Annotated in this window: 19 protein-coding genes, 1 other RNA gene and 1 pseudogene; 14 read left to right on the top strand and 7 right to left on the bottom strand. The window is 36.2% G+C overall.

Annotated features, from left to right (window positions below; all coding sequences use genetic code 11):
* Positions 1 to 112 precede the first annotated feature (112 nt).
* The 8 genes from ACX9YW_RS02455 (at position 113) to ACX9YW_RS02420 (ending at position 9,182) form a co-directional block, all read left to right on the top strand.
* The gene (locus tag ACX9YW_RS02455; protein WP_460341163.1) at positions 113 to 2,401 is read left to right on the top strand and encodes a DEAD/DEAH box helicase; all 2,289 of its coding nucleotides are present in this window, start codon (positions 113 to 115) and stop codon (positions 2,399 to 2,401) included.
* Positions 2,392 to 3,669: a ribonuclease H-like domain-containing protein gene (locus ACX9YW_RS02450; protein WP_460341160.1), complete on the top strand. Its 1,278-nt coding sequence runs from the start codon at positions 2,392 to 2,394 to the stop codon at positions 3,667 to 3,669. Before ACX9YW_RS02455 ends, ACX9YW_RS02450 begins: the two co-directional genes overlap by 10 nt.
* A 335-nt stretch (positions 3,670 to 4,004) precedes the next feature.
* On the top strand, positions 4,005 to 4,346 hold the full coding sequence (locus ACX9YW_RS02445) for a CotD family spore coat protein (RefSeq protein WP_460341158.1): 342 nt from the start codon (positions 4,005 to 4,007) through the stop codon (positions 4,344 to 4,346).
* A gap of 83 nt (positions 4,347 to 4,429) precedes the next feature.
* On the top strand, positions 4,430 to 4,990 hold the full coding sequence (locus tag ACX9YW_RS02440) for an SLOG family protein (RefSeq protein WP_460341155.1): 561 nt from the start codon (positions 4,430 to 4,432) through the stop codon (positions 4,988 to 4,990).
* A 74-nt stretch (positions 4,991 to 5,064) separates the two neighbouring features.
* Entirely contained in the window at positions 5,065 to 5,364 is a 300-nt protein-coding gene (gpsB, locus tag ACX9YW_RS02435) for a cell division regulator GpsB (RefSeq protein ID WP_460341153.1), read from the top strand.
* Between the two features lie 80 nt (positions 5,365 to 5,444).
* Positions 5,445 to 5,836, top strand: an RNA gene (gene rnpB, locus ACX9YW_RS02430) — RNase P RNA component class B.
* Positions 5,837 to 6,093: 257 nt separating this feature from the next.
* Positions 6,094 to 7,236 (top strand): THUMP domain-containing class I SAM-dependent RNA methyltransferase, encoded by a 1,143-nt coding sequence (locus ACX9YW_RS02425; protein WP_460341150.1) that lies wholly within the window; start codon positions 6,094 to 6,096, stop codon positions 7,234 to 7,236.
* Between the two features lie 8 nt (positions 7,237 to 7,244).
* The gene (locus tag ACX9YW_RS02420) at positions 7,245 to 9,182 is read left to right on the top strand and encodes an ATP-dependent DNA helicase (protein WP_460341147.1); all 1,938 of its coding nucleotides are present in this window, start codon (positions 7,245 to 7,247) and stop codon (positions 9,180 to 9,182) included.
* A 21-nt stretch (positions 9,183 to 9,203) separates the two neighbouring features.
* Here the strand turns inward: ACX9YW_RS02420 and ACX9YW_RS02415 are convergent, their stop codons facing one another.
* From ACX9YW_RS02415 to ACX9YW_RS02400, 4 genes are read right to left on the bottom strand one after another with little or no spacing between them, the layout of a single operon-like run.
* Positions 9,204 to 9,500 carry a metal-sulfur cluster assembly factor gene (locus ACX9YW_RS02415; protein WP_460341145.1) on the bottom strand — a complete coding sequence of 99 codons (297 nt, stop codon included), beginning with the start codon at positions 9,498 to 9,500 and terminating at the stop codon, positions 9,204 to 9,206.
* Between the two features lie 15 nt (positions 9,501 to 9,515).
* Positions 9,516 to 10,760 carry a hypothetical protein gene (locus ACX9YW_RS02410; protein ID WP_460341142.1) on the bottom strand — a complete coding sequence of 415 codons (1,245 nt, stop codon included), beginning with the start codon at positions 10,758 to 10,760 and terminating at the stop codon, positions 9,516 to 9,518.
* A gap of 14 nt (positions 10,761 to 10,774) precedes the next feature.
* Positions 10,775 to 10,981, bottom strand: coding sequence for a DUF2249 domain-containing protein (locus ACX9YW_RS02405; RefSeq protein WP_460341140.1), 207 nt, complete (start codon positions 10,979 to 10,981; stop codon positions 10,775 to 10,777).
* Positions 10,978 to 11,220 (bottom strand): DUF2249 domain-containing protein, encoded by a 243-nt coding sequence (locus tag ACX9YW_RS02400; RefSeq protein WP_460341137.1) that lies wholly within the window; start codon positions 11,218 to 11,220, stop codon positions 10,978 to 10,980. Before ACX9YW_RS02400 ends, ACX9YW_RS02405 begins: the two co-directional genes overlap by 4 nt.
* Before the next feature lie 448 nt (positions 11,221 to 11,668).
* Here ACX9YW_RS02400 and ACX9YW_RS02395 point away from each other — a divergent pair, with 448 nt between their 5' ends.
* From ACX9YW_RS02395 to ACX9YW_RS02385, 3 genes are all read left to right on the top strand, one after another.
* The gene (locus ACX9YW_RS02395) at positions 11,669 to 11,905 is read left to right on the top strand and encodes a DUF2249 domain-containing protein (protein WP_460341135.1); all 237 of its coding nucleotides are present in this window, start codon (positions 11,669 to 11,671) and stop codon (positions 11,903 to 11,905) included.
* Between the two features lie 96 nt (positions 11,906 to 12,001).
* A complete protein-coding gene (locus ACX9YW_RS02390; protein ID WP_460341132.1) occupies positions 12,002 to 13,507 on the top strand; it encodes a carboxypeptidase M32 in 1,506 nt (501 codons plus the stop codon).
* A 54-nt stretch (positions 13,508 to 13,561) separates the two neighbouring features.
* The gene (locus ACX9YW_RS02385) at positions 13,562 to 14,467 is read left to right on the top strand and encodes a DMT family transporter (RefSeq protein ID WP_460341129.1); all 906 of its coding nucleotides are present in this window, start codon (positions 13,562 to 13,564) and stop codon (positions 14,465 to 14,467) included.
* A gap of 17 nt (positions 14,468 to 14,484) precedes the next feature.
* On the opposite strand, the gene ACX9YW_RS02380 is transcribed toward ACX9YW_RS02385, so the two are convergent.
* Genes ACX9YW_RS02380 through ACX9YW_RS02370 form a run of 3 tightly spaced genes read right to left on the bottom strand, consistent with a single transcriptional unit; the run spans position 14,485 to position 16,790 of the window.
* On the bottom strand, positions 14,485 to 16,140 hold the full coding sequence (locus tag ACX9YW_RS02380; protein WP_460341127.1) for a b(o/a)3-type cytochrome-c oxidase subunit 1: 1,656 nt from the start codon (positions 16,138 to 16,140) through the stop codon (positions 14,485 to 14,487).
* On the bottom strand, positions 16,140 to 16,616 hold the full coding sequence (locus tag ACX9YW_RS02375; protein ID WP_460341124.1) for a cytochrome c oxidase subunit II: 477 nt from the start codon (positions 16,614 to 16,616) through the stop codon (positions 16,140 to 16,142). Before ACX9YW_RS02375 ends, ACX9YW_RS02380 begins: the two co-directional genes overlap by 1 nt.
* A gap of 21 nt (positions 16,617 to 16,637) precedes the next feature.
* The gene (locus tag ACX9YW_RS02370) at positions 16,638 to 16,790 is read right to left on the bottom strand and encodes a cytochrome c oxidase subunit 2A (RefSeq protein ID WP_460341121.1); all 153 of its coding nucleotides are present in this window, start codon (positions 16,788 to 16,790) and stop codon (positions 16,638 to 16,640) included.
* A 550-nt stretch (positions 16,791 to 17,340) separates the two neighbouring features.
* Between ACX9YW_RS02370 and ACX9YW_RS02365 the strand changes: the two are divergent.
* From ACX9YW_RS02365 to ACX9YW_RS02355, 3 genes and pseudogenes are all read left to right on the top strand, one after another.
* Positions 17,341 to 18,111 (top strand): annotated as a pseudogene (locus ACX9YW_RS02365) (SDR family NAD(P)-dependent oxidoreductase).
* 190 nt (positions 18,112 to 18,301) lie between these two features.
* On the top strand, positions 18,302 to 19,390 hold the full coding sequence (locus ACX9YW_RS02360; RefSeq protein ID WP_460341118.1) for a type III polyketide synthase: 1,089 nt from the start codon (positions 18,302 to 18,304) through the stop codon (positions 19,388 to 19,390).
* 1 nt (position 19,391) lies between these two features.
* On the top strand, positions 19,392 to 19,946 hold the full coding sequence (locus ACX9YW_RS02355; RefSeq protein ID WP_460341115.1) for an isoprenylcysteine carboxyl methyltransferase family protein: 555 nt from the start codon (positions 19,392 to 19,394) through the stop codon (positions 19,944 to 19,946).
* The last annotated feature ends 259 nt before the right edge of the window (positions 19,947 to 20,205 follow it).

The following is a 20,205-nucleotide window of genomic DNA, read 5'->3' as shown; positions in this document are numbered from 1 at the left end:
ATTATCTATTCTATCATTTTAAAATTAATATACAATCACGCAAAATAATTTACGTAACCCTCTTTTTTTACGAACGTTCATTCGCTACAATAATGGTAATGAGGTGAGAGATATGAATATCGGAAAATCATTACAGACGATATTAACGGAATTAAGGCTTGAGGACCAATTTAAAGAAAATATCGTTCATTGGCAAACAATCGACGCTAAAGAGGCTAAAACTGTCGCACTTCCGAATGAACTTCACTCAAAATTAGTGACGGCTTTAGAAAAAAAAGGAATTAATGGGTTATATACACATCAACGTAAAGCCTATGAGCTTGTTAGACAGCATCAATCACTAGTTGCTGTTACGCCAACGGCTTCTGGAAAAACGCTTTGTTATAATCTGCCTATCATTCAATCCATTTTAGAAAATCCTAAACATAAAGCCTTGTATCTATTTCCGACCAAGGCCCTAGCTCAAGACCAAAAAAGTGAAATAAATGAAATCATTCAGTCCGCAGAGTTGAATTTAAATAGTTATACGTATGACGGGGACACACCTTCAAATATTCGTCAAAAAGTTAGAAAAGCAGGTCATGTAGTCATCACGAATCCGGATATGCTTCATTCAGCCATTTTACCGCATCATACTAAATGGATATCTCTTTTTGAAAATTTGAAGTTTGTTGTTATCGATGAAGTCCATATCTATCGTGGCGTCTTCGGCAGTCATGTAGCAAATGTGATTAGAAGATTAAAACGTATTTGCCGATATTATGGAAGTGATCCCATTTTTATTTGTACTTCAGCAACGATTGCGAATCCATTAGAATTAGCCGAAAATCTGACAGAAACAAAAATGAAGTTAGTTGATAATAATGGTGCTCCATCCGGAACAAAACATTTTCTTTTCTATAATCCACCGATTGTTAATAAACCATTAAACATCCGCAAAAGTGCTACACTTGAAACAAGATCTCTTGCGGCAAATTTGTTGAAAAATAAAATTCAAACCATTATTTTTGCTAGAAGTAGAGTACGAGTGGAGATTCTTCTTTCGTATTTACAGGAATTGGTGAAAAATCAATTAGGACCAAAGTCAATAAGAGGATACCGTGGAGGATATCTCCCGACGGAACGACGGGAAATTGAAAAGGGCTTACGCAATGGTGAAATTTATGGTGTTGTCAGTACGAATGCGCTAGAATTAGGGGTGGACATCGGTCAATTACAAGCCTGCATCATGACTGGTTACCCAGGGAATATCGCCAGTGTCTGGCAACAAGCCGGCAGGGCAGGTAGAAGACATGGGGAATCACTGGTTTTGTTAGTTGCCAGTTCCAATCCACTTGATCAGTATATTATTCAACATCCTGATTATTTTTTTCAAAAAAGTCCGGAAACGGCAAGAATTAATCCAGATAATTTAATTATACTTGTCGATCATATCAAGTGCGCTGCCTTTGAATTGCCCTTTAAAAAAGGAGAACAATTTGGCGGGTTAAATACAGAGGAAATTCTTGAATATTTAGCGGAAGAACGCATTTTGTTTCAGAATGGTGAAAAGTGGCATTGGATGAGCGACTCCTTTCCTGCTCACAATATTAGTCTTCGCTCGGCATCGCAAGAAAATGTCATTATCATTGACCAAACTAATGTTGCTGCGGTGAAGGTCATAGGAGAAATGGATCGATTTTCTGCAATGACATTATTACATGACGAGGCGATTTATCTTCATCAAGGTAGCCAATATCAAGTAGAAAAGCTCGATTGGGAAGAGAAGAAGGCATTCGTTCGAGAGGTGGATGTTGATTATTTTACCGATGCAAATTTAGCCGTTCAGCTAAAGGTATTAGAAATAGATAAACAACGTGAAACAAAAGAAGTCCAAATTGCCTATGGCGATGTTACTGTTCAAGCAATGGCGACAATATTTAAAAAAATCAAATTCGAAACCCATGAAAATATTGGTTCAGGACCGATCCATTTACCTGAGGAAGAACTTCATACTAGTTCCTCATGGATTTCCTTTGATAATGATCAATTGCAGGTAGCAGAAGAGCGACTTCAACAAGGTTTGATTGGGTTAGCCCATTCATTAAAACATATTATTCCATTATTTGTTATGTGTGATATTTCAGACGTTCATGTGATTCCACAAATGAAAGCAGCCCATAATGAAAAACCAACGATATTCTTTTATGACCGCTACCCAGGTGGGATTGGCCTTAGTGAGCGGATCTATCAAGGTATGGAAAGTATTTTTGAGCAAGCTAAAACGATGGTAGTTGAATGTCCATGTGAATCAGGATGTCCGTCCTGCATCGGTACTGAAGTGATAGAGGAAAGTGGAAAAAAGGATGTATTAAAATTGTTATCTCTTTTTATAGGAGCGAAAGAAAAGGAATGTCTTTAAAAAATAAGTTAAACCGTTTTAGACCCCATCTTAACGGTACGAATGAAAAATTGGTTGAAAAGGTAATTCAACCAAAGGCAAAAATCCCTTACCTCGAAGAATGGATGGGCGAGGGTGTCTTACCCTATCATGTTGATCAGGATTATTGCCTCATTAGAAAGGTTTGCTACCCACTATCTTACGTTCATGGTCATTACCCTTTAGCAGACTTTTTATTGGCTGTAAAGTTATGGAATGACCTTGAAATGAACCACCCACTATCGGCAAAGGGATTTCTTCCTAATCAATTATTTTTTTTTGATACAGAAACAACAGGGCTTGGTGGAGGTGCCGGAAATAGAATTTTTATTCTGGGACATGCCGCGCTAGTAGAAAATGAAATTATTCTCAAGCAGCATATTTTGCCTCATCCAGGGGCGGAAATTGCCTTTTTGAAGAGTTTTTTAGAAGAAGTAGATTATCAAACTCTTGTTACATACAATGGAAAATCCTTCGATTGGCCACAAGTGAAAAGTCAGCACACCTTAATTCGAGAGCATGTACCGAAGCTGCCAGAGTTTGGTCATTTCGATTTGTATCATGCGGCGAAACGAATTTGGAAATATCGATTGGAACGGATGAAACTATCAGTAGTTGAGAATGAAGTTCTAGGTGTAACACGCACTGATGATATACCGGGTCATCTTGCCCCAATCATCTTTTTTGATTTTGTAGAAAGACAAAATCCTGAGGGTATGTTTAAAATTCTAAAGCATAATGAAATGGATATTCTTAGTCTAATTACTCTTTATTCCCACCTAACATTTCAGATTTTGGGTGTTGATCGAAACCAAACAATGCAGGAAAAGTTCCTAGTTGGAAATTGGTTTACAGCTTTAGGGGATATAGAACAAGCTAAAAAAATCTATCATCATATTGATGATGAAGATAGTAGGGTTTATGTAGAGTCGCAATTAAATTTAGGGTATTTATATAAGAAACAAAAACAGTTTGATATAAGTTTACCTTTTTTTGATAATGTAATTAAACAATCGAGTTATCCATTTTTGCGTCTAGAAGCATGTATAGAAACGGCAAAGATACTAGAACATCGAACAAAGGAATATGAGAAGGCAATTGGGTACTGTGATATCGCCTTGGATATTGTTTTACAAGGATGGATACATCGGAGATATGGACTTCATGATATCAAAAGGAGAAGGGAAAGAATTATTAGAAAAAATAATTTCCTGGGTAAGCGCAAGATTCACGAAGAATCGTCAAAATAATCTTTCTTTTTTTAAAAAAGAGACCCTTTTCGTGAAATTTGTCGTTTGGACACGAAATATCCATATTTTTAATGTTGTTTGAAAGGTTAAACAGGAGTAAAATGTAAAATTGTATGAATAAATAAAAAATGCAGGATGGATGCCTATATGTATAAAGCCATTTTACTCTTGTTTTTTGTCGTTGTTTGTTTAACAGCCTTTATATTTACTACAATGAAAGAAAGTTTTTATTCTCTTCTATAAAAAATAGGTGTTTTCATTATTACAAGTATCATCCTTTCATCATAGGCTATTAGTGTAAATAACTTATAAAAATTGAAAGGAGAATGTCTGTTATGGTTTTTCGACAAATACCACCGTTTATGGGGCCAACAAATGTTACGCCTCCAATTATTCACCCGACACAAAATTTTGTTAATCACACTTTCTCAACTACCATTGTGCCACATATTCATCCATTTCACACCACAACTGTGAATCATCATAATTTCCAGCATAAACATTACTGCACACAGTCTCAATCAGCAGATTGCTGTGTAACACAACAACATTTCAATTGCTGTGGCCCAGGGATGGGACCTGGAGCCGTTCCAGGGTTTGGAATGGGACCTGGTGTAGGTCCAGGGTTCGGAATGGGACCTGGTGTAGGCCCAGGCTTTGGCCCTGGCTTTCGATAAATAATTTTTTTAAAAAACAAGGGTATTTTTGCCCTTGTTTTTTTACGATTTATATATAATGATTTACAAGGGGGAAAGGTTCAATGGTTAAAAATGTAACAATAGCAGGCTACAAGCCATTCGAGCTTGGCATCTTTAAGAGGGACCACCAATCTGTTGAGATAATCAAAAAGGCAATCTTTAAAGAACTCGTTCCATTACTTGAGGAAGGATTAGAATGGGTGATTATCAGCGGTCAATTAGGTGTAGAATTATGGGCAGCCGAAGTTGTCTTTGAAATCCAAAATTTTGTACCAGAATTAAAGCTAGCCGTACTAACACCATTTTACTCACAGGAGGAAAAATGGAACGAAACCAATAAAGAATGGTATGAATCCATTTTGGCTCAAGCAGATTTTGTTGAATCGATTACCCATAAACCATATGAAAGTCCGGAGCAATTTCGCTTAAAAAACCAGGTTTTATTGCATAAAAGTGATTTAGCTATTGTTTTATATGATAGTGAAAAAGAAGGAAGTCCTAAGTATTTTTATGAAACTGCAAAAAAATACCGTGAAGCAACAGGTTATCAAATTCGGGAAATAACATTTTATGATTTACAAATAATCGCTGAGGAGGAATTGAGTAAAAGTCTTGAACAGTAAAATGTTTAAATTGACAAACATTGCAATTTTTGAAAAAATAGAAGGTATGATTGGAGTATTCCGAGGTGATTTATATGTTAGCTGATAAAATAAAATTAACTGCAAAAGACATTTTAGAAAAGGAATTTAAAACATCTGTGAGAGGGTATAAGCAAGAAGATGTTGATAAGTTTCTTGATTCAATTATTAAAGATTATGAGGCTTTCTATCAGGAGATCGAAGACCTTCAACAAGAAAATATAAGGTTAAAAAAACAAATAGAGGATGCCTCAAGACGTCAACCTTCGCAAACAGTTGGTACGACTAATTTTGATATTTTAAAACGCTTATCAAATTTAGAAAAACATGTTTTTGGCAGTAAGTTATACGATTGAAATCATTAGTAATTCTTCAAATAAATAACATTGATTTACCGATGTCAATTACATATAATAACTTATGTGATTGATTAATTGCGTTCGGGTAATCGCTGCAATTTTATTGTAGAGGAAAGTCCATGCTCGCACGATGCTGAGATGCTCGTAGTGTTCGTGCCTAGCGAAATCATAAGCTAGGGCAGTTGGTGTAACCCCAACTGACGGCCGGGAAAATGCCTAAGTCCTATAAGGATATGGCATGAATACCTATAAAAGTGCCACAGTGACGGAGCCTTTTTAGAAATAAAAAGGGTGGAACGCGGTAAACCCCACGAGCGAGCAACCCAAACGATGGTAGGGGCACCTTCTCTAAGGAAATGAACAAGAGAGAAGGACAGAATCATTTGATTCTGTAGATAGATGATTACCACCTGTGTACGAGATTCTTGAATCGCTTGTAGTACTATGGTACAGAACATGGCTTACAGAACGCGATTAATAATATGATTAATGATGGTATTAGCTCTCCAATATCGGAGGGCTTTTTACTTGTTTGTGGAAATGGGGCTAAGGCAACACCGTAATGATTTTGTTTGCTAGTTAAATTGAAAACCGGTTTTAGATTGTGTTTGAAGTTGGTATTATACGGCTGCTCTGCTCCACCGCCATCATATTTACACAGGTTTGTTATTTATGAAAATTTTACTTAAAATATACATATAGACTCTTAGAAAATTAGGTGAAAAAATGACAACATACAAATTAATAGCCACTGCGGCAATGGGGCTTGAAGCTCTTGTAGCAAAGGAAGTTCGCGCCTTAGGATACGAGTGTGAGGTTGATAACGGAAAAATTATTTTTGAAGGTGATGAACGGGCAATTGCACGCTGTAATATGTGGCTGCGAACTGCTGATCGCGTTAAACTTGTCGTTGGAGAATTTAAAGCGACGACATTTGACGAACTATTTGAAAAAACAAAAGCATTGCCTTGGGAGCGGTACCTACCAGAGAATGCTGAATTTCCTGTTTCGGGTAAATCAGTCAAATCAAAGCTTTTTAGTGTTTCCGATTGCCAAGCCATTGTAAAAAAAGCGATAGTAGAAAGAATGAAAAAACAGTATAAGATCAATAGCTGGCTTGAGGAAAATGGTGCATTATTTAAGATTGAAGTAGCCTTATTAAAGGATATTGTCACGATTACACTTGATACAAGTGGACAAGGATTACATAAACGAGGGTACCGATCCGATCAAGGTGAGGCACCACTGAAGGAAACTTTAGCCGCATCCCTTATCATGCTGACAAATTGGTATCCTGATAAACCTTTTATTGATCCTTTTTGTGGATCTGGTACGATTCCTATTGAAGCTGCCCTGATCGGTCAAAACATCGCCCCAGGTTTTAATCGCAATTTCGTTTCAGAAACCTGGAATTGGATTGAAAAGAAAATTTGGGACGAGGTAAGGGTAGAAGCAGAGGATGTCTCCAAATATGACCAGCCTCTAGAAATCCAAGGTTCCGATATTGACCACAGAATGGTTAATATCGCAAAAGAAAATGCCTTTGAAGCCGGATTAGGTGACGTTATTCAATTTAAACAAATGCAGGTAAAGGACATTTCTACTCCTTTAGAATATGGTGTTATGGTTGGTAACCCGCCATACGGAGAGCGATTAGGAGAAAAAACTGCAGTCGAATCGATGTATCGCGACATGGGGAAGGCATTTGCCAAATTAGACACTTGGTCAATCTATATCTTAACGTCTCATGAGCAATTTGAGCAATTTTATGGAAAGCCGGCAACTAAAAAAAGAAAACTCTTTAATGGCTTTATTCGCACAGACCTTTATCAATATTGGGGACCGCGTCCACCGCGGAATCAAGAGTAGGAGGAAATATGCAAAATCGTTTACCCTTTTCTGTCTCTAAGACAGAATCTTTTTATGACCAATTAGGTGATTGGATTGGCGATGTATTTTATGATATTCTCCCTGAGTCGGGCTTTGAGGTTCGCGATGAACAAATTTATATGGCTTTTCAGTTAGAAAAAGCTTTTAAAGAAAAAAAGGTCATGTTTGCTGAAGCGGGTGTAGGTACTGGAAAAACCATCGCATACCTTTTATACGCTATTTGTTATGCCAGATATACAAATCGTCCAGCTATTATCACTTGTGCGGATGAAACTTTGATTGAACAGCTAGTCAAAAAGGAGGGCGATATCGCCAAAATGGAAGCTGCCCTTCATTTAGATATTGATGTTCGTTTGGCTAAATCAAGGGATTCTTATTTATGTTTAAATAAGCTTGAAACCGTTATGGCTCATGAAAATGATCCCAAATACGAAGATGTATATTACCAACTCCCGGCTTTTGTTCATGGGAAAGGTTCGATGCAAGCCTTTATGCATTATGGTGACCGGAGAGAATATCCGCACTTAGAAGATACTGAATGGAAGAAAATCGCTTGGGATTCCGTTCAAGATTGCTTTAGCTGCCACCAAAGACATCGTTGCGGGCAAACCCTGCATCGGGACTATTATCGACAGGCAAAAGACTTAATTATTTGCTCCCACGATTTCTTTATGGAACATATCTGGACTAAAGAATCCAGAAAACGTGAAGGCCAATTACCGTTATTACCTGATAGTAGCTGTGTCATTTTTGATGAAGGACATCTTTTAGAATATGCATGTCAAAAGGCGCTAACCTACCGCTTTACCGAACAAACCTTGGAAAAATTACTAACACGAATTATGGCAAATGATGTCAGGGAAAAAACGCTTCACTTAATGGAAGATGCGATTTACGAAAGTGAATCATTTTTTAATCTTCTTGAATCAGTTTCACAACCTACATTTGGATCCGAGAAGCGGAAGGTTGAAAAAACGTCCCAAATTCTATCCAGTTCGAAGAATCTTTTATCTCTCCTTAGCGCGATTGAGGAGGAGCTGGTATTTGAAAGTGAACTCTATGTCATTAATGAATACGATTTAAGGGTTGTAGAGGAATATTTAGAGCAAATTACCTTTTCCTTATCTCTTTTTATCAAAACGAATCAAGGTATTACATGGTTTGAAAGTGGGAGAGATGAACGGACACTGGTCATCATGCCAAAATTAGTCGAAGAGATTATGCGCAAAGAGGTGTTTGCGGATAATAAACCATATATTTTTTCATCAGCTACTTTATCTGATAATAATTCTTTCCAATATATGGCGAATAGTCTTGGCGTTGATCAGTATTTATCCTTTTCGGTCGAGTCACCATTTAATTATCCTAATAACATGACTATTGGTATGCCGTCTTTTAAAATAGGTCAGATAGAGCAAAAACTGCAATATGTAAAAGAAAAAATTCTTGATTCCAACGGTAGAGCTCTCATATTACTTAATAACGCCAAAGAAATGCATCTAATCAAAAGCTATTTAACCGATTTACCTTTTCCGATTTACTTTGAGGGAGATGCTGAAATTAGCACTATTGTCTCTCATTTTCAAAATGAGGAAAACTCTTGTTTATGTTCCATCCACCTTTGGGAGGGACTAGATATACCTGGAAGGTCTTTAGAGAACGTCATTATTTTCTCATTACCTTTTCCTCCTGTTGATCCTGTTTTTGAAGCAAAACGAGAAAGTGCCAGTAACTCGTTTGAAGAAGTCGATCTCCCTTATATGTTGCTTCGGTTAAGACAAGGGATTGGCAGACTTATTCGGACCCATGAGGATCAAGGGACCGTCCATATCTTGTTAGATGAAAATATCAATGAGCAGGTTTTGGAAAGAATTCAAGAAATTCTGCCTACAAATAAAAAAACGGAAGGGAATATCGCTAAATAAGCGAGTTCCCTCCGTTTTTTTTTATCTCAGCTGACGTCTTCCTTCTTCTGTCATTTTTTCCGGTGACCATGGTGGGGACCAGACGATATTTACAAATACCTGGTCAACTTCTGGAAGTTGTTCGACACAATGTTTCACACCACCTACAATACTATCGTGTAGTGGGCATCCAGGTGTTGTTAAGGTCATTTCGATTTCATATTCTTTTTCGTCTACCTGTTTAATCTCATAAATTAAACCCAAATCAACAACATTAATATTTAATTCTGGATCATAAACGTTTTTTAATTCAGTTCGAATTTTTCCAATTACATCCATGTGGAACACCTCTCATTATTTAAATATAACCACTAAGATACTGATCGCTGTTGATATAAGCGTTAAAGCTAAAATAACTAAGCCGCTAATAGCCAATATTTGTAGTTGCAGAATTATTCCAAAATACACCGTTATACAAGAAAAGATAAAAATCATTAATAAATTCAGACTTAATTTTTCATTCATCATATCTTTTAGAGCAGGAACTTTTTCTTTACCTACAAGCTTACTATATTTATGGGTCCACCATAAAAACGGCACAATCTTATATAAATATCCTAAAAGACTTAGAACAATCCATAGCATTAGATAAAGAAATAAAAGTGGTCCAATTAGTTTTTCCGAGTAACGATTAAAAAGGCTTATAAAAAATAGAACATGGATTAGTAATCCAAAACCGATACCGGATAAAGCAAACATAAACGGCACATCTAGTTTCTTTTTAATTGCTTTGGCAACAATTTTTGATATATGCCAAGCAAATAATCCGAAACCTATAAATAATAAGAAGAATCCGAGTTTTTGGATAATCGCCTGATTTAACCAAAAGGAAAGGGTGGTTGTAATCATCCCTGTTAAATAGGCAATGAAAACATATTTCGCTAATTTCATTGAGTAGCCATGTGACAATGAAAACATGGGCACCATTTTATAGGAAAATCCAAATATTAATAAAGTAAACCAGCCACCTATTCCAAATAACAGATGAGATTTAAAGATCGCAGTATAATGTTCAGCTAGAAAACCTGTCCGCCATGAAAGTATTAATGTAATACCTAATAGAATGGTTAAAAATAAAAATACTAAACCACTGCCGACGAAGGCCGTTAGGATACTTCGTTTTGTCTGTTTTTTAAGAGTCATGAACATTTGAAATAAAAACATAAGAATGCCTAATACAGTAATGATTCCTGGGATAAGTGCCTTCTGGGGTGCCCAATATAAAAAACCAGCAAAACTAGTAACACCTAGTGCTTGGACGATAAACTGAATAAATCCAAACTTTTCGCTCCATATAGGTGTTAAAAAAGCAACGGGTACAAGCTGATACATGGATCCCATTGCAATCATTAGAGCCCAGCCTAAAATAAAAAGGTGAGCAAAAGCCCAAAGAGCTGGAACTCGGAAATGCCCAGCAGCGAATTCGGTTCCATTCAAAAGCAAAATCGCTTGGGAAAGTATTAAGGCAAGTAAGCTATAAAAGAAAAAAGAAAATGGAAGTTTAACATTCGTTTCATTACCGGATTGTGGTGGAAGCATACTCTTCACCTTCTTTATTTAAATATCTCTATTTTAAAGCTTCCGTCAACCTGCTGTTCGGTTCGATTTTTGTAACCGAGCTCCTCAAGCTGCTCATAGAGGAACATAGGTCTGCGATCATTAATGATCGTCAAAACTTCACCTTCTGTTAGATTTTCTAATGCAGCTAATGTTCGCATCATTGGCTGAGGTGGCTCTAATCCGCGGTTATCTAAAATCAATTGGATGCACCTCTTTTTATAAAAGTAATCTTCCAATGTTTCTTATCAATTTCTTCTTCTTCATGAGTAAATCCCTTTGCCTTTAGGACAGCATATAAAGGAACTGGCTTAAAAGGCGCATGAAGAATGAAGGTATCTTTTTCCTTTAAATCTGAAATAGCAGCCATTATTTTTTGAAATGGCTCGAGTTTATTTTTTATATCTTCACGAACATCTAATTCTACAACTTTACTGTCCATTTATTATCACTCCTGTTAAAAGTTATCATGTACTTAGTTTAACAAGTTGAATGTATTAAAAATGTGATGTACATCATAGAATAAAACCTTTTTGAAATTAATTCTCAATCATTGTCACAAAATCTTCAAACTATAAAACACTAAGACTATTGTCTTAGGGTCAAAAAAATTATTGCGCTAATTCGTTACATTCGAAGCAAAGCAGTTCCTTATTATCTAAAATAATTCCGTTAAAAAAGCCATCCAAACAAAACAATTCTTTCTGGCATTTTGTGCAATTACCAATTAATTCCTTCACAAAACCACCTCCAGCATCAAGCTTATGATTTAAATCTTACCATTAGTGTAGTAAAAAACATCCCCAATGTGTGACTGCACTCACTAAACAGCTAATATACGTTCATTATAATAAGGGGGAATAACAGTTATTTAAAAGGAGTGAACAATCATGGAAAAAAATTTTGCAGCGGTTGTAAATGTCCCTGACTATCCACCGAGAGAAAAGCATCCAACTATTTTTAATACGTTTGACCGACTCCATTCTGGTGAGGATATGTTTATTGTAAATGATCATGATCCAAGACCATTACTTTATCAATTTATGATGGAGAGACCGGAACAATTTGAGTGGAACTATTTAGAACAAGGTCCAGAAGTTTGGAAGGTATCGATTAGTAAAAAGTAGTAGTTTGTAAGGAGATGACTGTGACGGTTATCTCCTTTTGATTTACCCGATTTTGCAATAGTGTGATAAAATAAAAAGGAACAGGAGGGGATTAATTTGGTAAATGATTTGACTCAAACCAAACAAGCATTTCTTGATTATGTAAAAAAGATGATGGCCTATCATGAGGCTATTTCTCTGATGTATTGGGATTTACGTACTGGAGCTCCAAAAGAAGGTGTTGAACAGCGCTCTGAAGTGATTGGAATGTTGTCCCAAGAAGTCTTTCAAATGTCGACATCTGCCGAAATGGCAAAATACATATCCCAACTAAGTGAAGAAAATCTTGACGAGATTACACAGAAGACATTACTTGACTGTAAAAAAGAATATGATCGTAATAAAAAAATTCCAGCAGAAGAATTCAAAGAATATGTTATTCTTCAATCTAAGGCTGAAAGTATTTGGGAAGAGGCTAAAGCCCATTCGAATTTCGAAGTCTTTCGTCCTTATTTAGAAAAACTTGTAGAAACAAATAAACGTTTTCTCGAGTATTGGGGTTATACTGGAAATAAATATAATACCTTATTAGACATGTATGAGCCAGGAATTACAGTCGAAGTGTTAGATGAAGTTTTTGGTGAATTAAGGAATAAAATTGTCCCATTAGTAAAAAAAATCTCTGAATCTCCAAATAAACCTAAAACGGAATTTTTATTTGAAACTTTCCCAAAAGAAAAGCAAAAGGACTTTAGTTTAACTATTCTTAAACAGATGGGATATAACTTTCAGGCGGGTCGTTTAGATGAAACCGTTCATCCATTTGCAATGGGATTAAACCCAGGGGATGTACGTGTGACGACGAATTACAATGAGAATGACTTCCGTGTCGCGGTCTTTGGTACTATCCATGAGGGGGGCCATGCTCTTTACGAGCAAAATATTTCTAAAACCTTGATTGGCACTTCCCTGTGTACAGGCACTTCTATGGGAATTCATGAATCTCAATCTTTGTTTTATGAAAATTTTGTAGGGCGTCATTTTGCATTCTGGAAACACAATTTCGATGTATTAAAAGAATATTCCAACGGCCAGTTTAACAATGTTAACCTTGAGGATTTTTATCGTGCCATCAATGAATCAAAACCCTCACTTATTCGAATTGAAGCAGATGAATTAACGTATCCACTACACGTTATTATACGTTATGAAATCGAAAAGGGGTTGTTTAATGATGAAATTGAAGTAAAGGATTTACCTAGGATCTGGAATGAGAAATACGAGGAATACTTGGGCATCCGACCAGAAAACGATGCAGAAGGAGTTCTTCAAGATGTACATTGGTCGGGTGGAAGTTTTGGATACTTCCCATCTTATGCTCTAGGATATATGTATGCAGCTCAATTTAAACATAAAATGCTGGAAGACCTACCTCATTTTGATCAGTTATTAGCAGAAGGTAATCTCTTACCGATTAAAGAATGGCTAACTACCCATATTCATCAATTTGGTAAATTGAAAAAACCACTTGAAATTCTTCATGAAGTTACTGGTGAAGGATTAAACGCCCGCTATTTAGTTGAGCATTTGTACACTAAATTTGAAAAAGTTTATCAATTATAACATTTAGAAAAGGGTGACATTTTTTGTCATCCTTTTCCATATGGGGGAATATTCTTGAAGAACATTACTTCAATCATGATGATTTCCTTTGCCGCAATGTTATGGGGAGTTATCGCATTATTTGTAAAAGGTCTAGCTGAAATCGGATTTACTCCCATGGAGATCGTAGCAATAAGGGTGACAGTAGCGTTTATTTTATTGGTTATAATTGGTCTTTGTTTTTTTAGGAACCAATTTAAGGTGAAGGCTAAGGATTTACCTATTTTTACAGGCTCTGGTATAGCAAGTATTGTTTTTTTTAATTGGTGCTATTTTACGGCAATCAATCAAATGAATCTATCATTAGCCGTTATTTTACTTTACACAGCTCCAGCGATAGTTGTTTTATTGTCAAGATTTATTTTTAAAGAAAGATTAACAATTAATAAAATTTTAGCTGTAATAGGAACATTGCTAGGATGCGTTTTCATTACAGGCATTGGAACGAATTCAGTAGAGGAGCTAAGCTTAATTGGCTTTTTGATTGGTTTAGGGTCTGGAGTAGGGTACGCTCTATATAGTATTTTTGGCAAAATAGCGATTGAAAAATATCAACCGTTTACGATAACCTTTTATACCTTTTTATTCTCTTGTTTATTTTTAATTCCGATTACTCACCTTTGGGATAAAATAGATCTATTGATTAGAATCGATACTATTTTTTGGGCTTTAGGTTTAGGATTACTTCCTACCGTAGTTGCTTATTTTTTCTACACGAAAGGTTTAGAAAAAATTGAAAGTAGTAAAGCGGCGATCATTTCAACAGTAGAGCCAATTGTGGCGACAATATTAAGCGTAATGTTGTATAAAGAAGGAATGAGTCATACACAAATGGTTGGAACTTTAATGATATTTGCAGCAGTGATTATCGTCAATATCCCAAGCATTCGAATCACTAAAGTAAAAAAAGGACTGACCTAAAGTCAGTCCTTATTATATTACCAAAACTTGTATCCCTTTGATCCAGGAGGTGCATTTTGAATGATATCGATAAATGGAATGGTGTAGGCAAATAAAATTAGTACGGCAGCAATACCTAACCAAAGTTTCCAATTTTCGAATACTAAAGGTGGCTTTTCTGCTAGGTCAGAAGCTTCACCAACAGGGAATTCTTGTTCACCTTTAGGAGCAAAGAAAGCTAAATTGATAAAGATGATTACGACTAGGATAATCCCAATGAAAAGGATTGAACCACCTACAGCTTGTGCAATTTGATAAGGAATCCAATCAGCAGCCTGTGCAGCTCCACCGTATTCAGAGAAAGAAGAACGTCTTGGTGCTCCTAACAAACCAGCAGCGTGCATCGCGCCTGACATAAAGCTCATACCAATCGTCCAAACAATAGCTTGTATGATTGCTAATTTATTCATTGCTTTTGTAAGTACACGTCCAGTTAAATGTGGAATCAACCAGTACGAAATACCAAAGAATGTTAAGACAACCGATGTAGCAGCTGTTAAGTGGAAGTGTCCAGTTACCCAAATGGTGTTATGGATTACGGCGTTCATTTGGTGAGAGGCATTGACAATTCCTCCGGCACCGGCAGGGATGAATGCAACCATTCCGATAAATGGTACAACAAATCGCGCGTCACCCCAAGGTAACTTTCTAAACCATCCGAAAAGACCAGTAGCTCCTTTTGATCGACCATAGCTTTCAAAGGTTGCAAACAGTGAGAAAGCAGTCATAAGCGATGGAATAACAACCATAAAGGTTAAGACTACCTGTATATATTTCCATGCAGGATCGATACCAGGCTCCATTAATTGATGGTGGAAGCCTACAGGAATAGAGAATAATAAGAACAAAATAAATGATAGACGTGCTAATGAATCTGAAAAAATCTTTCCACCGATAATTTTTGGAATAATGGCATACCAGCACATATATGCAGGTAATAACCAGAAATAAACTAAAGGATGTCCAAAGTACCAGAATAATGTCCGGCTTACTAAAATATCAATTGTATCCACTAATCCCAATGACCAAGGTAGCATTTGAATCAGTACAGTAGCAGCAACACCAAGTGTAGCAATGATCCACATAAATGTATTGACAATAGCCATAAAGCTCAATAATGGGCTTGACTGACCAGGATTATTTCTTCTCCATTTAGTGTAGGCTGCAATCATAGCACCACCTGCCACCCAACTTCCGACAATCACAAGTGTTAATCCAATATAGAAAATGGGATGTGCCATCAATGGTGCATAAAAAGTAAATAAAACGCTTGCTTCTTTTAGCAAAATCATAGTGGCAGCCATTGCAGTACCGATTGTCATTAGCCAAAAGCCAATCCAACCAGTTTTTCTGGCACCATTTGTTAAGGCACCTGTTGTTCTACTAATTGCAGCAAGCTGAAAACCCATAATAAAAAAAGTAGTAAGTACAAGTCCTAATAGAACACCATGAACGGTTAATACTTGATAATAATCAATTCCCCATGGAAGTGTAACCTTCCCTGAGCGTACTAAGGTTTGCAATAAACCTGCTAATCCGCCCAATGCTAATGCGGTAAAAGCAACATAGAAAAACGCCATTGAAAGTTTAGCATCTTTAGAATCTACTTTCATCATTTGATTAGTGTTCACCATTATTCAACCACCTTTATCATAGAATGCATTAAGTGGTGTCCAGTTCCGCAATATTCGTTACAGACAACAAGGTACTCCCCAGCTTTGTCAAACGTAGTAACAATTTCACTAACGTACCCAGGCTCAAGCATCATATTAATATTTGTTCCAGCTACCTCAAAACCATGTACAACATCTTTTGTCGTTGCGATCACTTTTACTTTGGCCCCCAGTGGGACTTCCACCTCTAAAGGATTATATGAGAAAGCTTGTGCAACATAAACTAGTTCATAGTCCCATTCTTTTCCCTCGACTTTGTTTAAACCAGGATTTGTAAACGGTGCTTGCTGATCTACTTTCTCAGGATCAATGGTAGTTAAACAGCTCGGTGGTTGGTTTCCTAAATAAAAGGCACTGACTCCAATCACTGAGAGAAAGAAAACTAGACAGCCAATTCCAAATGTAAGCCAAATCTTTTCAAACTTATGAATATGCATTGCATTCTCCCCCTTATTGAATTAAAACCGATCTAGAAATAATAGCCAGACGCCTACCCATGTGACGATGATGAAGAAGCCTAATAAGAAAACTGAAGCCAAAGTTCCGGTTAAATTACCTTCCGCGTCCTTTACTTTAATTTTCTTTTTAGTGTTTAGTTCCGCTTTCGCCATTCTTGAACACCCCTTTATATTGTAGTTGGATAATAATGACTGATATCTACACTTACATCATACAAAACATTTGGAAAAGGAAAATATGTTTTTATTGAGTTCACAAAATGTTCAATTGTTACATTAACACTATTTATAAAGTGTAAAGTTTATATATCAGTGATTTTAATCACATCGAAGATTTTTAAAATGTGAACAAAGTGTGAAAGTCTAAAATAATTTTAAAAAAGGAATCTAGAAAAAACTGCTAATGCAAAATAGTGAAAAAGCTGTCACCACACTAACATAACGCAATAAAATATTTCATAAAGTTTTCTTATTAGAAGGGAGAATGGGATTAATGGAGAAGTATTATTGTGAAAAGTGCCGTCTAATATATGGTAAATTAGAAAATTGTAAAATATGTGGTGATTTAGCTTCGATCAAAATTTGGATTGAGGTACAAAAACAAGAACCAAAGGAAAATCATGATTTCTAATAAGGAAATTTTTAGCATCTTCATTTAAATCTATGTTAAAATGAATAAAAATTTAGCTGGGGTGGATAAGAGATGATGCCTTCATTTCGTTTAGATCAAAAAATTGCAGTCGTTACAGGAGCGGGAAGGGGAATCGGACGGGCTTTAGCAATTGGACTAGCTGAAGCCGGTGCCGACATTGTGTTAATGTCTCGGACAGAAAATGATTTAATTGAGACCGCGAAGCTTGTTGAAGCGACTGGTCGACGTACATTCATTTTGCCTACAGATGTGACAAAACGGGATGAAGTACATAGCTAGATTCGTAAGGTTGTTGAAAAGTGGGGGAAAATTGATATTCTGATTAATAATGCTGGAATGAACATACGATCACAAGCCCTAAACGTTACAGATGATGAGTGGCAAACCATTATGGATACTAACTTGAAATCTGCTTTTATCGTTTCCCAAGAAGTTGGTAAAATTATGAAGGAACATGGAAATGGTGGGAAAATCATCAATATTACCTCTGTTGCGGGGCATGTAGCCTTAAGGACAGGTGTAGTCTATGCCGCAACGAAGGCTGGACTTATTCAAATGACAAAGGTCCTTGCGATGGAATGGGGACAATATGGGATTGGAGTCAATGCAATCGGTCCATGGTATTTTAAAACACCGCTAACAGAAAAATTATTAAGTAACGAACAGTATGTGAATGAAATTCTTGCTGTTACACCGTTAAAGCGAATCGGTGAACTACCCGAATTAGTCGGTCCCGCCATTTTCTTAGCTTCTGATGCTGCAAATTATATTACTGGACAAACTTTATTTGTTGATGGCGGAATGACTATCCATGGGTTTTAAGAACTGGTGAATTTTGGAGGGTGAACAAAGAGGGTTTTCGAAGTATAATAAAAATGCACAACAACAACCTTCAAAACGTTTTGCTCTTAGAGCAAACTCCCTTTTTAAAAAAGGGAGTTTTTTTTATTTATTTTTATCATTTTTTGGGAATAATTGGGATGATAGCAAAGAACCTTAAGGAGAAAAATTTATGCCTAAAATTGTATCTGTAGCAAAAAATATTCCCCCGTATCAGATTTCCCAAGCTGAGACAACCGAATTTGCAAGAGAACTATTTTCGGAATCCTTTAAAGATATTGAAAGAATTTTACCTGCCTTTCAAAATGGTCAAATTGAAAAACGGCATTTTGTAAAGGGATTGGACTGGTTTAGAGAAAATCATAGTTTTAGTGAAAAAAACAATCTATACATAAAAGAGGCAACCGATTTAGGAAAAAAGGCAATTGAAAGTTGTCTTACCTCTAATTATTATCTTCAGCAACAAGTGGAATTTGATGAAATTGATGCCATTTTCATGATTTCAAGCAGTGGCATTGCAACACCTAGTATTGAGGCAAGAATTATGAATATACTTCCATTCTCACCTCACACCAAAAGAATCCCCATATGGGGTCTTGGCTGTGCCGGTGGTGCATCTGGGCTGTCCCGGGGATATGAATACTGCTTGGCTTTTCCAAATGCGAAGGTGTTAATTTTATCGATTGAATTATGTAGTTTAACCTTTCAAAAAAGTGATCTCTCAAAAAGCAATTTAATAGGAACATCGTTGTTTGCAGATGGGGTTGCATGCGTGCTAATGGTGGGCGATGAGGTTCCATTAAATCATTTATCAAAAAAGGCCACATTGCCTAAAATCATTGACACCCTTTCCACTTTAAAAATGGATTCCTTAGATGTGATGGGTTGGGAAATAAAAGATGAGGGGTTATATGTGGTTTTCTCAAAAAGCATACCGTCAATTATTGAAAGCTGGTTAAAACCTAATATGGCAAAATTCTTGTCAATCAATCAGCTGACCGTCGAAGATATACAGCATTATATTGCCCACCCAGGTGGAATGAAGGTATTGGAGGCGTATAAAAAAGCTTTAAATATAGAAGGAACCAAGTTGAATCACTCATTACAGGTTCTTAAGGAATTTGGCAATATGTCTTCAGCCACTATCTTTTATGTCTTAGATCAATTTATGCAAAAGGATCTTTCAAAAGGGGATTTAGGTATCATTTGTGCACTAGGACCAGGTTTTAGTTCGGAATTATTATTGGTGAGGTGGGAATAAGATGTTGGGGTTCTTTTTATTCTTGATAATTATGATTCTGCAAAGAATCTCAGAATTAATTCTTGCTAAGCATAACGAGCGATGGATGAAAAAACAAGGTGGCAGAGAGTTTGGAGAAAACCATTATCGAATTATAGTGATGATTCATTCATTGTTTTTTATAATTTATTTTATCGAAGTAGTCATTTTAAATAAAAAAATATCACCGATATGGCCATATTTATTAGCCGTATTTTTGCTTACACAAGCAGGTCGTGTATGGGCACTTGTTTCACTTGGTAAATATTGGAACACAAAAATCATTGTTGTACCTGGAGCAAATGTTGTGGTAAAAGGCCCATATAAGTATCTGAAACACCCTAATTATGTAATTGTCATGATTGAATTCTTAATAATCCCTTTATTATTTCAAGCATATTTCACAGCCATTATTTTTTCCTTATTGAATCTCTGGGTGTTATCAATCCGAATTCCTGAAGAGGAAAAGGCGCTAAACACATTGACCACTTATCAGGACTCACTTGGTCAACTGCATCGTTTCGTACCAAAAATATGAATCATTTGTGAAACGTTTATGATTGGTATTGAAAATCATTATCGTCCATGTTAAAATTTATCATGAGATTGAAAATTATTCTCAATACTTATTGTAAAGGGGTGCCTTAAATGACAATCGCATTTGTATCGGGAACCTTATTAATATATGGATACATGACAAAATACATTATGAAACATGTTCTTCGTCCAACAAAATAATTGCCATTATTACATAGACCAGTCATTCTACGGACTGGTCTTTTTATATTGGCTGTGTT

The organism is Pseudoneobacillus rhizolycopersici (assembly GCF_054786815.1).
The sequence above is the reverse complement of the archived record's forward strand: the minus strand, read 5'-3'. Positions and strand labels throughout refer to the sequence as shown.